The following is a 12857-nucleotide window of genomic DNA, read 5'->3' as shown; positions in this document are numbered from 1 at the left end:
TCCCGGCGTGCATCCACGTCCGGGGCCGCACGGCACTGATTATTTCGAGGAGCAACACAAGTGGCGCTGTCCACCGAAGAGAAGAAGTCGATCCTGGCCGAGTACGGCGTGCACGACTCGGACACCGGATCCCCCGAGGCCCAGGTGGCGCTGCTCACCAAGCGCATCGTCGGCCTCACCGAGCACCTCAAGGCTCACAAGCACGACCACCACTCGCGTCGCGGGCTCCTGCTGCTGGTCGGCCGTCGCCGCCGGCTGCTGAACTACGTGATGAAGGTGGACATCGAGCGTTACCGTGCGCTGATCCAGCGCCTCGGCCTGCGCCGATAGCTCGAACCCGAGGGGGAGTGGCCGTCACCGGTCGCTCCCCCTCGGTCCAAAAAGAACAACGGCGCGAGCGCGCACGAGGGTCCGTCCGCCGGTCCTCGGTAGTGGTTCCCGGGAAGCGTCCCGGGGACTTCGATCGAAGACCGGCCTCAATTCCTCGAGCGTCCTCAGGCGAAACGGGTCCCAGGGTGGGAGACTCGCGCCGGATGCGATGGAACTAAAGAGGAGAAACACCCTATGACCGACTCCACCGGAGTCACCGTGCACGAGACCGAAGCCGTCATCGACAACGGCCGGTTCGGCACCCGCACCGTCCGCTTCGAGACGGGCCGCCTGGCCAAGCAGGCCGCCGGCGCCGTGGTCGCGTACCTCGACGAAGAGACCATGCTGCTCTCGGCGACGACCGCGTCGAAGCACCCGAAGGAGCACTTCGACTTCTTCCCCCTGACCGTCGACGTCGAAGAGCGCATGTACGCCGCGGGCCGCATCCCCGGCGCGTTCTTCCGCCGCGAGGGCCGCCCGTCGACCGACGCGATCCTGACCTGCCGCCTGATCGACCGGCCGCTGCGCCCGTCGTTCGCCGACGGTCTCCGCAACGAGATCCAGGTCGTCATCACCGTCCAGAGCCTCAACCCGGACGACCCGTACGACGTGCTGGCCATCAACGCCGCCTCGGCGTCGACCCAGATCGCCGGCCTGCCGTTCTCGGGCCCGGTCGGCGGCGTCCGCGTCGCCCTGATCGAGGGCCAGTGGGTCGCGTTCCCGACCTGGTCGCAGCTGGAGAAGGCCACCTTCAACATGGTCGTGGCCGGCCGCATCGTCGGGGACGACGTCGCCATCATGATGGTCGAGGCCGAGGGCACCGAGCACACGCTCGACCTGATCGCCGCGGGCGGCAAGGCGCCGGACGAGGTCGCCGTCGCCGAGGGCCTCGAGGCCGCGAAGCCGTTCATCAAGGTCCTGTGCGAGGCGCAGCAGCGCCTGGCCGACGCCGCCGCGAAGCCGACCGGCGAGTTCCCGGTCTACCCGGCCTACCAGCCGGACGTCTACGAGGCCGTCGCCGCCATCGCGACCGACGACCTGGCCCGCGCGCTGCAGATCGCCGGCAAGCAGGACCGCGACGCCGCGACCGACGAGGTCAAGGCCGCCGTCATCGAGAAGGTCGGCCTGGGCGAGGGCGAGGCCTTCGAAGGCCGCGACAAGGAGATCGGCGGGGCGTTCAAGGCCCTGACGAAGAAGATCATGCGCCAGCGCGTCCTCACGGAGAAGATCCGCATGGACGGCCGTGGCCTCACCGACATCCGGTCGCTCGCGGCCGAGGTCGCCGTGATCCCGCGGGCGCACGGCTCGGCGCTGTTCGAGCGCGGCGAAACCCAGATCCTGGGCGTCACCACGCTGAACATGCTGCGCATGGAGCAGCAGATCGACTCGCTCTCCCCGGAGACGACGAAGCGGTACCTGCACCACTACAACTTCCCGCCCTTCTCCACCGGTGAGACCGGCCGCGTCGGTTCGCCGAAGCGCCGCGAAATCGGCCACGGCATGCTCGCCGAGCGCGCCCTGGTGCCGGTGCTGCCGAAGCGGGACGAGTTCCCGTACGCGATCCGCCAGGTCTCCGAGGCGCTGGGCTCCAACGGCTCGACCTCGATGGGCTCGGTCTGCGCGTCCACGATGAGCCTGTACAACGCCGGCGTGCCGCTGAAGGCGCCGGTCGCGGGCATCGCGATGGGCCTGGTCTCGGACGAGGTCGACGGCGAGACCCGGTACGTGGCGCTCACCGACATCCTCGGTGCCGAGGACGCCCTGGGCGACATGGACTTCAAGGTCGCCGGCACCAAGGACATCATCACCGCGCTGCAGCTCGACACGAAGCTCGACGGCATCCCGTCGGAGGTCCTCGCGGCCGCGCTGAAGCAGGCGAAGGACGCCCGGACCACCATCCTGGAGGTCATCGCCGAGGCGATCGACAGCCCGGACGAGATGAGCCCGTACTCGCCGCGCGTCACGAGCGTGAAGATCCCGGTGGACAAGATCGGCGAGGTCATCGGCCCGAAGGGCAAGATGATCAACTCGATCACCGAGCAGACCGGTGCCGACATCTCCATCGAGGACGACGGCACGATCTACGTCGGCGCGTCCGACGGCCCGTCGGCCGACGCGGCGATCGACCTGATCAACGCCATCGCCAACCCGCAGCTGCCCAAGGTCGGCGAGCGCTTCCTCGGCACCGTGGTGAAGACGGCCGCGTTCGGCGCGTTCGTCTCGCTGCTGCCGGGCAAGGACGGCCTGGTGCACATCTCGAAGCTGGGCAACGGCAAGCGGATCGCCAAGGTCGAGGACGTGGTCAACGTGGGCGACAAGCTCCGCGTCGAGATCGCCGACATCGACAACCGCGGCAAGATCAGCCTGATCGTGGTCAAGGAAGACGAAGCCGCCAAGCCCGCCGAGGGTGAGGCTTCCGCCGCCGACGACGAGAAGGCCGACGCCAAGTAACACCAGTTCCGCCGAAGGCCTCCTGACCGCGGTGGCGGTCGTGAGTGGTAAAGCGGGTTCTAACCCTCCTTACCACTCACGACCCCGGCGGCAGGGGGCCTTCGCGGCATCGTGAGTAAGGAACCCATGGCACGGCAGGTTTCCGGGCACGAGCAGCCCGTCGGCACCACCCGCACGCTGGAGTCCACTCCGGACGGTGCGGTCGTCAAGCGCAGCGTCCTGCCCGGCGGCCTGCGCGTGATCACCGAGCACGTCCCGGCGTCGCGCTCGGCCACGGTCGGGCTGTGGGTCGCCATCGGCTCCCGCGACGAGCCGGCCGCCGTCGCCGGTGCCGCGCACTACCTCGAACACCTGCTGTTCAAGGGCACGAAGCACCGCGACGCCACGCAGATCGCCGAGGAGATCGACGCGGTCGGCGGCGAGTTCAACGCCTTCACGGCCAAGGAGCACACCTGCTACTACGCGCAGGTGCTCGACGCCGACCTCCCGCTGGCCGTGGACCTGGTCACCGACGTCGTGTTCGACGCGCTGTGCACCGACCGCGACATGGACATGGAGCGCAGCGTCGTCCTCGAAGAGATTTCGATGCGCGACGACGACCCCGAGGACCTGCTGCACGAGACGTTCGTGACGGCCATCCTCGGCGACCACGCGCTCGGCCGCCCGGTGCTCGGCACCGAGAAGTCGATCATCGAGATGTCCCCGGCCGCGCTGCGGAACTTCTACAAGCGCCGCTACACGCTGCCGCGGATGGTCCTGTCCGTGGCCGGCAACATCGACCACAACCACGTGCTGCGGCTGGTCCGCAAGGCCCTGGGCGAGCGCCTGACCGGCACCGCGACGCCGGTGGCGCCCCGCGAAGGCCGCGCCCGGATCAAGACCGTCCCGAAGCTGGCCCTGCACACCGACGACACCGAGCAGGCGCACGTCATGCTCGGCCTGCGCTCGCTGTCGCGCCACGACGACCGCCGCTTCGCCCTGTCGGTGCTCAACGCGGCCCTCGGCGGCGGCATGAGCTCCCGGCTGTTCCAGGAGATCCGCGAGCAGCGCGGGCTCGCCTACCAGGTGTATTCGTCGGTCGCGAGCTACGCCGACACCGGCCACATGGCCGTGTACGCGGGCTGCCAGCCGGAGAAGCTCGGCGACGTCGCCGGCGTCATCCGCGAGGTGCTCGACAAGGTCGGCGTCGACGGCCTGACCGACGCCGAGGTGGTCCGCGCCAAGGGCCAGCTGCGCGGCGGCCTGGTGCTGGGCCTGGAGGACACGTCGTCGCGGATGTCGCGGATCGGCAAGAACGAGCTCAACTACGGCCGCTACCTGGGCGTCGACGACACGATCGCCCGCATCGACGCGGTCACCACCGAGGACGTGTGTGCGCTCGCTCGCACTTTGTTCGCGCGGCCCGGTGGTGTCTCGGCGGCGGCGGTCGTCGGGCCGTACGCTCACGCCGACGACCTTCCTGACGACCTGCACGAGGTGATCGCTTCATGACCATCAACGTCGGTGTGCTCGGTGCGCGCGGCCGGATGGGTGCCACGGTGGTGAACGCCGTCGAAGGCGCTTCGGACCTGAAGCTCGTGGCGGCGCTGGACTCGGGCGACGACTTCGCGCCGCTCGCCGACGCGCAGGTCGTCGTCGACTTCACCCACCCCGACGCCGTCATGGGCAACCTGCGGTACCTGGTCGAGCACGACATCCACGCGGTCGTCGGCACCACCGGCTTCAGCGAGTCCCGCTTGGCCGAGCTGCGCGCGCTCCTGGAGCCGAAGCCGGAGCTGGGCGTGCTGATCGCGCCGAACTTCGCCCTCGGCGCGGTTCTGGCGATGCGGTTCGCGGCCCAGGCGGCGAAGTTCTACGCCTCGGCCGAGATCATCGAGCTGCACCACAACCGCAAGATCGACGCGCCTTCGGGCACCGCCGCGCACACCGCCCGGATGATCGCCGGCGCCCGCGCGGAGGCCGCCGTGACGCCGGGTCCGGACGCGACGACGGCGGAGCTGGACGGCGCCCGCGGTGCCTCGGTCGAGGAGGTCCGCGTGCATTCGGTCCGCCTGCCGGGCCTGGTCGCGCACGAGGAGATCCTGTTCGGCGGCGAAGGGGAGACCCTGACCATCCGCCACGATTCCCTCGACCGGACGTCCTTCATGCCGGGTGTGCTGCTCGGCGTGCGCGAAGTGCTGAAGCGCCCCGGCCTGACGGTCGGCCTGGAGAACGTCCTCGACCTGTGAGGGCCCGCAACGTCGCGCTGCTGCTGACGGCCGCCCTGGTCGTCTACCTGTTCCTGCTCGCCGACCGGGCGTTCGCCCTGTTCAAGACGGGCACCGGCGTCGGCATCGCGCTGGGTGCGGGCGTGCTGCTGTTGCCGGTCCTGGGCATCTGGGTCGTCGTGGTGACCTGGCGCAACGGCCTGCAGGTCCAGCGCCTGTCCCGGCGCCTGGACGCCGAGGGCGCGCTCCCGGACGTCTCCGACCTGCCGCGCCGGCCTTCGGGCCGGGTGGACCGCGACGCGGCCGACGCGTGGTTCGAGCAGCGCCGCGCGGAGGTCGAGGCCGACCAGGACAACTGGCGGGCCTGGTACAAGCTCGCGTACGCCTACGACATCGCCGGTGACCGGCGTCGGGCGCGCGAGACGATGCGGAAGGCGATCGAGCTCGAAGCCGCCGGCCGCTCACGTGCCGAGTAGCTCCGGCGCGAACACCTCCTCGATCCGCCACCGCCGCGAGGACAGGCCCTGTTCGTGGTGGTACCGCAGGTAGGTGTCGAGCGTGGTGCGGTTGGCCGAAATGCCGTAGGGCCACCAGTCCTCGCCGAACCCGGCCAGAGTCTCGTCGACCAGCGCGTTCGCCCACGGCAGCATGGTCTGCACCTGGTAGAGCCGCCGGCCGCGGCGGTAGCGCTCGGCGGCGGCGTCCTTCGCGGTCTCGAACATCGTGTAGACGCGGCGGGCCAGGCCGGGGTCGTCCCGCAACAGGTCCTTCCGGACGACGACGGTGTGCATGATCGGGAAGATCCCGGTGCGGCGGTGGTAGTCGCGTTCCCGCGCGACGAAGTCCGGGAAGAGCCGGCCGACGTCCGGAGAGCCGTCGAGCACGCACTGCGGGACGTTCGCGGAGAACAGCGCGTCGATCTCGCCGGTGGCGAGCAGGTCGTTCAGCGTCTCGCCGGCCCCGGCCGTGGTGACGTCGACGGCGCCGGGGTGCGGGTGCGGGATGAAGCCGAAGGGCTCGGCGGGGTGTTCGAGGCCGCCGATCACCCAGCGGTTCGCCTCGGGCCGGAACCCGTGCTCGTCCATCAGGATCCCCTTGGCCCAGACGCCCGAGTCCTGCCCGTAGGTGCCGAACTCGCCGATGGTCCGGCCGGTGAGGTCGCCCGGACCGGTGATCCCCGAACGCGTGTTGACGAAGACGCACGAGTGCCGGAAGACGCGGTTGGGGAAGATCGGCAGCGCGACCAACGGCGTGCCTTCTTCCAGCAGCCGCAGGTAGAACGTGAGGCCGAGCTCGGCCACGTCGAATTCGCCGCGGATCGCCCGTTCGAAGATTTCCGGCAGCGTGGGGGCGGTTTCCGCGCCGGACAGGTCCCGGGTCGTGTCGTAGGTGAAGGTTCCGATACGCATGGTTCCGATCATCGGCGCGCGCGGACCGGGGCGTCCAAGACCGGTTGCGGCAACTCGATACCGTGGGGGTATGGACTTGCGGGTGCTCCGGTACTTCGTCGCGGTCGCCGAGGAACGGCACGTCGGCCGCGCGGCGGACCGGCTGCACATGGCGCAGCCGCCGCTGAGCCGCGCGGTGCGCGGCCTGGAAGACGAGCTGGGCGCGACCCTGTTCGAGCGGACCCCGAAGGGTGTCACGCTCACCGACGCGGGCGCGGCGTTGTACGACGAGGCCGTCGCGCTGCTGGCCCAGGCCGGCCGCATCCGCGACCGCGTGACCGCGGCGGCGGGCGCGGCGACCCTGACGGTCGGCACCCTGGCGGACGCCGCCGAGCAGGTCGGCACGCGGCTGGTCGCGCGGTTTCGCGAGCAGCACCCGCACATCGATGTGCGGGTGCACGAAACGGACCTCGCCGACCCGACGGCCGGCCTGCGCACCGGGCTGGTCGACGTGGCCCTGACCCGCACGCCGTTCGACACCGCGGGGATCGGTGTCCACGTGCTGCGCCGGGTCCGCGTGGGCGTGGTGCTGCGCGAGGACGACCCCCTGGCCGCCCGGGCCGAGGTGTCGACGGCGGAGCTGGCCGGCCGCCGCTGGGTCCGCCTCCCGGACGGCACCGACCCGCGCTGGAGGGCCTACTGGACCGGCGGCCCGGCCGAGGCGGACGCCCCGGTCATGCGGACGGTCCAGGAGTGCCTGCAGGCGGTGCTGTGGAACGGCACCGCGGCCCTCGCCCCGGCCGACCAGCCGTTGCCGCCGGGGTTGTGCGTGGTTCCGGCCTCGGACCGCCCGCCGAGCGAGCTCGTGGCGGCCTGGCCGAAGACGGCGAGCAGTCCGCTGGTGCGCAGTTTCGTGCGGATCGCCGCGGAGGCCGGCCGGTGACGCTGCTGCTGAAGCTCGTCCTGGCGCCGCTGCTGGTGGTCGGCTCGTCGCTCGCCGGACGGCGCTGGGGGCCCGGCCTGACGGGGCTCTTGGTCGCGATGCCCGTCGTCGCCGGGCCGATCCTGCTGATCACCTATCTGGAGCACGGCTCGGCGTTCGTCGCCCGGGCCGCGTCGGCGTCGCTGCTGGGACTGGTGTCGCTGGCCGCGTTCGCGGTGGTCTTCGCGCGGGTCTCCCGGGCTCGCGGGTGGGTCGGCACGGTGCTGCTCGGCTGGCTGGTGTGCCTGGCCCTGGACCTGGCGTCGTCGTTCGCGCCGGTGCCGGTGTGGGCGGCGCTCGGGCTGGCGTGGGCGGCGGCCTGGGCGGGCACGCGCGTGCTGCCCGACCCGGGGGAGACCGGGCCGGTGACGGTCCCGTGGTGGGACCTGCCCGCCCGAGCCCTCGCGACGGCCGGGCTCGTGGTCGCGTTGACGGCGGCGGCCGGTCGCCTCGGCCCGGACCTGACGGGCGTGCTGGCCCCCTTCCCGACCGGGACGAGCGTGGTGGCGGTGTTCGCCCTGGCGCAGGGCGGATCGCGAGCGGCCGCGGCGACCATGCGGGGCGTGCTGCGCGGGCTCGGCGGGTTTTCGGCGTTCTGTTTTCTGGTGGCGGTGTTCGCGGAGCCGATCGGCGGGTGGGCTTTCGTGGTGGCGGTCGCCGGAACGGGGGTGTGGCAATTTGCTGACCGTCGTCGTTCGTTCGGGAAATGAGCGTGTTTCGTGGCATCGCCCGCATGAAACCGGCTTCGATCTGACCTCAGTGGTGCAGCCAGCCCGCGAACACCGCCGGTGAAGCCGCTATCAAACTGAACCGGATCCACCTTCCGGCCAGCCCCGTGGTCAGGAAGGTCGCGAGCCGCATCCGCACCAGGCCGGCCAGCACGCTCGTCGCCATGAACGGCGGCAGTCCCACCAGGGAGCTCACCCCGTACGTCCCGGCCATCCAGTGCGGGTGCCGGTGGCAGCGCTCGCGCAGCCGCTCGACCCACCCGCGGATCCGCTTGGTCCGCAGCTGCCAGCGCACCCGCCGGGGCGTCATCGGGCGCTCGCGGTGCAGCCGGTCGTGCAGCGGCTTCGGCAGCTTGATCGTCCCGCGGGCGGCCAGGTAGTACAGCGTCTTGCCGGCGATCTGCCCGACCGCCACCGCCGCCCCGAGCCACAGCCAGTGCAGCCCCGGCTGGCTCGCGCACAACCCCAGCAAGAACACTTCGGCGTTGATCAGCGGCACGATGGCCGAACCGAACGCGACGCCCAGCGTCAGCAGGATCCAGCTCATCGTGTCACCTCCTGAAAAGCTCTCGCGTTCTTCCACGTTATCAGTTCGAGATCTCCGCGCACGGGGGTTAACCCCCCTGTTCGGCGGGTGGTCCGCACCAGAAGATCACCTGCCGGACCGCTTCCCGTCACCTCCCGCCGGAACACTGGCGGGGTGGCCGCCGAGCAACCCCGTACGCCCGCTGACCGATTCGGCGCCCTCTGCCGGACCGTCGTGCGCTTCCTGCCACTGGGGTTGTCGCGGATCGTGGCGCCGACGTTTCTCGGCTTCTGCCTCATCAACGGGTTCACCTTCGGCGTCGACCTCGGGCTGCTGACCGTCTTCCACGGCGTGCTCGGCTGGCCGGTGTGGCTGGCGATCACGCTGGCGTACGTCTGCGCGTTCGGGCTGAGCTTCGTGCTGAACCGGACGTTCAACTTCCATTCCCACGCCGCCGTCGGAAGCCAGCTCGTCCTTTACATCTTGGCGATTGCCGTCAACTACGCGGCGTTCCTGCTGGGTGTGGGCGCGGGGCTGACGGCGCTGGGCGTCGAATACCACGTCTCGCGGGTGCTGGCGGGCGCGTGCGAAGGCGTGTTCATGTACGCCGTGATGCGGTGGGTGATCTTCCGGGACTCAGGCGAGCTCGAGGTCGAGGGTGCCGGTGAGCCGGACCTCGCGGACCGTCCGGTCGCCGGTGTCGAGGGTGCGGACGGTGCCGTCGGGGTTCCAGCCGGCCCGCCGGTAGAAACCGAGGGTGGCGTGGTCGCCCTGGGCGACCCAGGCGATGCCGCGGGTGGCGCCGTCGGCCCGCAGGCCCGCGGCGGCCGTCGCGAGTAGCCGCCCGGCGTGCCCGCGGCGGCCCCACCGCGGCTCGACGAGCAGGGTGGCGATCAGCCCGGTCGTGTCCGCGTCTTCGGGCAGGCTCCCGTCGGCCTGGGCGACCTCGTCTTCGGGCGCGCGGCCGGCGACGCAGAACCCGACGGTGAACTCGCCCTCGGTGGCGACGTGGACCTGGCTGCCGGGGTAGTCGATGGCCTCGGTCCAGGTGCCGGCCAGGTCGGTGGCGTCGAGCTGGGCGAGGGCCTGCTTGCCGAGGAGGTCCTCGTAGGCGGCGTGCCAGGTTTCGCGCTGGATGCGGGCGATCTCCGCGGCGTCGGAGAGGTCGGCGGGACGGACGGCGGCGTCGCTCATAGGTGGTGAACTTAGCGGTCGCGGTTTTTGTCGGTGGTGGGTGGCACCATGAGCTCACCATGCAAACGATCAGCGTCTCGACGGCCCGGAAGACGTTCCTGGCCGCACAGGGCTTCACCGACCCGCGTCCGTCCGGCGAGCCTTCGCGGCAGCACCTGAAACGGGTGCTGTCGAGAGTCCGGCTGCTGCAGCTGGACTCGGTGAACGTGGCGGTCCGGGCGCACTACATGCCGGTGTTCTCCCGCCTGGGCGCGTACGACCCGGTGCTGCTCGACGCGGCAGCGTGGGCGAACTCCGCGCGACGGCCGCGGATGCTGGTGGAGACGTGGGCGCACGAGGCGAGCCTGCTCCCGGTCGAGGACTGGCCCCTGATCCGCTCGGGCGCCAAGCGCGACGGCTGGTGGCGGCACTACGGGCCGTTGATCGAGAAGTCCCCGGGCCTGGTGGACGAGATCCTGTCGGTGGTGAAGGAGCTGGGCCCGATCGGCGCGGGCGGCATCGAGCGCGCGGTGGAGGCGGACGCCCAGCGCCGCGGCCCGGGCTCGTGGTGGGAGCGGTCGGAGGTCAAGCGCGTCTGCGAGTACCTGTTCGGCATCGGCCAGCTGACAACGGGCACGCGGCGATCGTTCGAGCGGCTCTACGACCTGACCGAGCGGGTCGTCCCCCCGGAGATCCTGTCCCGGACGGTGACCGCGGAGGAGGGCGCGCGGGGTTTGATCTCGCGATCGGCGCAGGCATTGGGCGTGGCGACGGAGACGGACCTGCGCGACTACTACCGCCTCGGCCCGGCCCCGGCCCGCCAGGCGGTGGCGGAGCTGGTGGAGTCGGGCGAGCTGGAGCCGGTGGCGGTCCGGGGCTGGAAGCAGGTCGCGTACCGCCATGCGTCGGCCCGGACACCCCGGGCGGTCACGGGCCGGGCGTTGCTGTGCCCGTTCGACCCGCTGATCTGGGAGCGCGCCCGGACGGAGCGGCTGTTCGGCTTCCACTACCGGATCGAGATCTACGTCCCGGAGCCGAAGCGGGTGTACGGGTACTACGTGTTCCCGTTCCTCCTCGACGGCTCACTGGTGGCGAGGGTGGACCTGAAGTCCGACCGCGCGGCGGGGGTCCTGCGGGTCCAGGGGGCGTTCGCGGAGGAGGGAGTGGACGTGGCCCGGGTCCTGCCGGAGCTGGCGGCAGAGCTGCGGCACATGGCGGAGTGGCTGGGGCTGTCGGGTGTGGCGGTGGGGGAGCGGGGCGACCTGGCGAGGCCGCTGGGGAAGCTGGTCCGCTGACGCCTCACGGCTTGCCGGCGGGCGGGAACGTGGCCGGGTCGAGGCCCGCTCTCGGCTCCGGGGCCAGGGTGGTCCGGTCGATCCGCGGATCCGGCGAACACGGCTGCCCGATGAACCGCGACCCCGCCACCGCCCCGGCCAGCGCCGCCCCCGCCACCGCCGCCGCCACGCGCGCCCGCCCGCGGCGCCGCGAGGCCCGGACCGCTCGCACCAACCCCGGCACCAGCGAGACCCGCGGCGAAACCGGCCCCAGCAGCTCCACCGAAGTCTCCCGCGGCACCACCGAAAGAATCCCCGGCATCCCCGCGAACGAAGCCACCGCCGCCGCGCACGGCACGCAGGACCCCAGGTGCCCCTCGTACTCCCGGCGTTCCCCAGGGGACAACGCGCCAAGCACGTACGCCGCGTCCCAATCGCGGTACGGATCGCTCAACGCCGCGTCAACCCCCTCTCCTGCAACGCCAGCCGCAGCGCGCGCAGGCCGTAGAAGAGCCTTGATCGCACCGTTCCCTCCGGTACCTCCAGCTCCTCGGCCAGCTCCGCCACCGACTGCCCCATGTAGTACGCGCGGACGATCACCGTCCGGTGCTCCGGTGTCAGCTGCGTCAGCACATCCGTGATCACCCACGCGTCCAGCGCCGAGTCGATCGGGTCCGTGCGGGACTGCTCCGGCACCGATGGCGAACCCACCTCCCGGCGCGAGCGCGCGCTGCGGCGCTCGTCGATCACCACGTTGCGCGCCACCGTGAACAGCCACGCGCGCGACGCCGGCTCGCCCTGCTCCAGGATCGCCGGGCTGTTCCACAGCCGCAGCAACGATTCCTGGACGACGTCCTGCGCGAGCTGGTCGTCGCCGGTCAGGCGCAGGGCGTACCGCCACAGCGCCGGGGCGTGCTGGTCGTGCAGCGCCTGCAGCAGCGCCGTGTGCGTCTCGTTGATGGCGCACCCACCCGGTCAGCGGCCGAACACCGGTTCGCGTTTGCCGAGGAACGCACCGGTGCCCTCGCGCATGTCCGGGCCGCCGAACGCCGCCCGGAACGCCGACAGCTCCAGCTCCAGACCGGCGTCCACCGTGCGGCCGCGGCCCGCGTTCAGCGCGCCCTTCGCCAGCGCCACCGCGTCGCGCGAGTTCCGCGACACCGCCGTGATCGTCGCGCGGGCCCCGGCGAGCATCGCCTCGCGGCTGTCGAACAGCTCCGTGACCAGCCCGATCCGCTGCGCCTCCGCCGCCTCGACGTGCCGGCCGGTGAAGATCAGCTCACGCGCGCGCCCGGGGCCGACCTGACGCCACAGCCGGACGCAGCCGCCGAAGCCCGGGATCAGGCCCAGCAGCACCTCCGGCTGGCCGAACACCGCCTTCGGCGTGGCGTAGACGAAGTCGCACGCGAGCGCGAGTTCGCAGCCGCCGCCGAGCGCGTAGCCGTCGACGCAGGCGATCACCGGCACCGGCAACGCTTCCAGCGCCCGGGTGACCTGCTGGCCGAGCGCCCCGAACCTCGCTCCCCGCACGGGATCCAGCGCCGCCATCTCGCGGATGTCGGCCCCGGCGACGAACGCCGGGCCCGGCGCGCCGGTGAGCACGACGCCCGCGACGGCCCGGTCGTCACCCAGCGACGCACACACTTCGAGCAGTTCGGTGAGCACCTGGGACGACAACGCGTTGCGCGCCCGCGGCCGGTCCACGGTCACGGTCGCGACGGGCGCCTGCAGATCCACTACGACGGTCCGGTCCATGCTG

14 protein-coding genes and 1 pseudogene are annotated in these 12857 nt (G+C 71.7%); 9 read left to right on the top strand and 6 right to left on the bottom strand.

Translation table 11 applies throughout. The features are described from left to right. Positions 1–60: 60 nt before the first annotated feature. From rpsO to ABZW17_RS10025, 5 genes are all read left to right on the top strand, one after another. On the top strand, positions 61–330 hold the full coding sequence (gene rpsO / locus ABZW17_RS10045) for a 30S ribosomal protein S15 (protein WP_003084034.1): 270 nt from the start codon (positions 61–63) through the stop codon (positions 328–330). Between the two features lie 234 nt (positions 331–564). Continuing rightward, positions 565–2820, top strand: coding sequence for a polyribonucleotide nucleotidyltransferase (locus ABZW17_RS10040; RefSeq protein ID WP_354811640.1), 2256 nt, complete (start codon positions 565–567; stop codon positions 2818–2820). A gap of 126 nt (positions 2821–2946) precedes the next feature. Further along, positions 2947–4311: a pitrilysin family protein gene (locus ABZW17_RS10035; protein WP_354811638.1), complete on the top strand. Its 1365-nt coding sequence runs from the start codon at positions 2947–2949 to the stop codon at positions 4309–4311. Further along, positions 4308–5048 (top strand): 4-hydroxy-tetrahydrodipicolinate reductase, encoded by a 741-nt coding sequence (dapB, locus tag ABZW17_RS10030; protein WP_354811636.1) that lies wholly within the window; start codon positions 4308–4310, stop codon positions 5046–5048. The genes ABZW17_RS10035 and dapB overlap by 4 nt, the downstream gene beginning before the upstream one ends. After that, positions 5045–5503: a tetratricopeptide repeat protein gene (locus ABZW17_RS10025; RefSeq protein WP_354811634.1), complete on the top strand. Its 459-nt coding sequence runs from the start codon at positions 5045–5047 to the stop codon at positions 5501–5503. The genes dapB and ABZW17_RS10025 overlap by 4 nt, the downstream gene beginning before the upstream one ends. Here the strand turns inward: ABZW17_RS10025 and ABZW17_RS10020 are convergent. Beyond that, positions 5489–6436, bottom strand: coding sequence for a 4,5-dihydroxyphthalate decarboxylase (locus tag ABZW17_RS10020; protein ID WP_354811632.1), 948 nt, complete (start codon positions 6434–6436; stop codon positions 5489–5491). The genes ABZW17_RS10025 and ABZW17_RS10020 overlap by 15 nt on opposite strands. Before the next feature lie 70 nt (positions 6437–6506). Between ABZW17_RS10020 and ABZW17_RS10015 the strand changes: the two genes are divergently transcribed. Both ABZW17_RS10015 and ABZW17_RS10010 read left to right on the top strand, forming a co-directional pair. Next, positions 6507–7358: a LysR substrate-binding domain-containing protein gene (locus ABZW17_RS10015; RefSeq protein WP_354811630.1), complete on the top strand. Its 852-nt coding sequence runs from the start codon at positions 6507–6509 to the stop codon at positions 7356–7358. Further along, positions 7355–8107: a hypothetical protein gene (locus tag ABZW17_RS10010; protein ID WP_354811628.1), complete on the top strand. Its 753-nt coding sequence runs from the start codon at positions 7355–7357 to the stop codon at positions 8105–8107. The genes ABZW17_RS10015 and ABZW17_RS10010 overlap by 4 nt, the downstream gene beginning before the upstream one ends. 46 nt (positions 8108–8153) lie before the next feature. Here ABZW17_RS10010 and ABZW17_RS10005 read toward each other — a convergent pair whose 3' ends face one another. After that, the gene (locus ABZW17_RS10005; RefSeq protein WP_285993535.1) at positions 8154–8672 is read right to left on the bottom strand and encodes a hypothetical protein; all 519 of its coding nucleotides are present in this window, start codon (positions 8670–8672) and stop codon (positions 8154–8156) included. Between the two features lie 87 nt (positions 8673–8759). Between ABZW17_RS10005 and ABZW17_RS10000 the strand changes: the two are divergent. Next, positions 8760–9221: pseudogene (locus ABZW17_RS10000) on the top strand (GtrA family protein); the annotation flags it as partial. 66 nt (positions 9222–9287) lie between these two features. Here ABZW17_RS10000 and ABZW17_RS09995 read toward each other — a convergent pair. Continuing rightward, positions 9288–9845, bottom strand: coding sequence for a GNAT family N-acetyltransferase (locus ABZW17_RS09995; protein ID WP_354811626.1), 558 nt, complete (start codon positions 9843–9845; stop codon positions 9288–9290). A gap of 59 nt (positions 9846–9904) precedes the next feature. On the opposite strand from ABZW17_RS09995, the gene ABZW17_RS09990 reads away from it, so the two are divergent. Further along, positions 9905–11119, top strand: a complete 1215-nt coding sequence (locus ABZW17_RS09990; protein ID WP_354811624.1) for a crosslink repair DNA glycosylase YcaQ family protein — start codon at positions 9905–9907, stop codon at positions 11117–11119. Positions 11120–11123: 4 nt separating this feature from the next. Here the strand turns inward: ABZW17_RS09990 and ABZW17_RS09985 are convergent, their stop codons facing one another. The 3 genes from ABZW17_RS09985 to ABZW17_RS09975 are packed head-to-tail and all read right to left on the bottom strand — an operon-like array spanning position 11124 to position 12853. Continuing rightward, positions 11124–11552, bottom strand: coding sequence for a zf-HC2 domain-containing protein (locus ABZW17_RS09985; protein ID WP_354811622.1), 429 nt, complete (start codon positions 11550–11552; stop codon positions 11124–11126). Next, entirely contained in the window at positions 11549–12058 is a 510-nt protein-coding gene (locus tag ABZW17_RS09980) for a sigma-70 family RNA polymerase sigma factor (RefSeq protein ID WP_354812039.1), read from the bottom strand. Before ABZW17_RS09980 ends, ABZW17_RS09985 begins: the two co-directional genes overlap by 4 nt. 15 nt (positions 12059–12073) lie before the next feature. Next, positions 12074–12853, bottom strand: a complete 780-nt coding sequence (locus ABZW17_RS09975) for an enoyl-CoA hydratase-related protein (RefSeq protein ID WP_354811620.1) — start codon at positions 12851–12853, stop codon at positions 12074–12076. Positions 12854–12857: the final 4 nt, after the last annotated feature.

The sequence above is a fragment of the Amycolatopsis sp. NPDC004625 genome (assembly GCF_040609695.1).
Taxonomy (GTDB): Bacteria; Actinomycetota; Actinomycetes; order Mycobacteriales; family Pseudonocardiaceae; genus Amycolatopsis.
The sequence above is the reverse complement of the archived record's forward strand: the minus strand, read 5'-3'. Positions and strand labels throughout refer to the sequence as shown.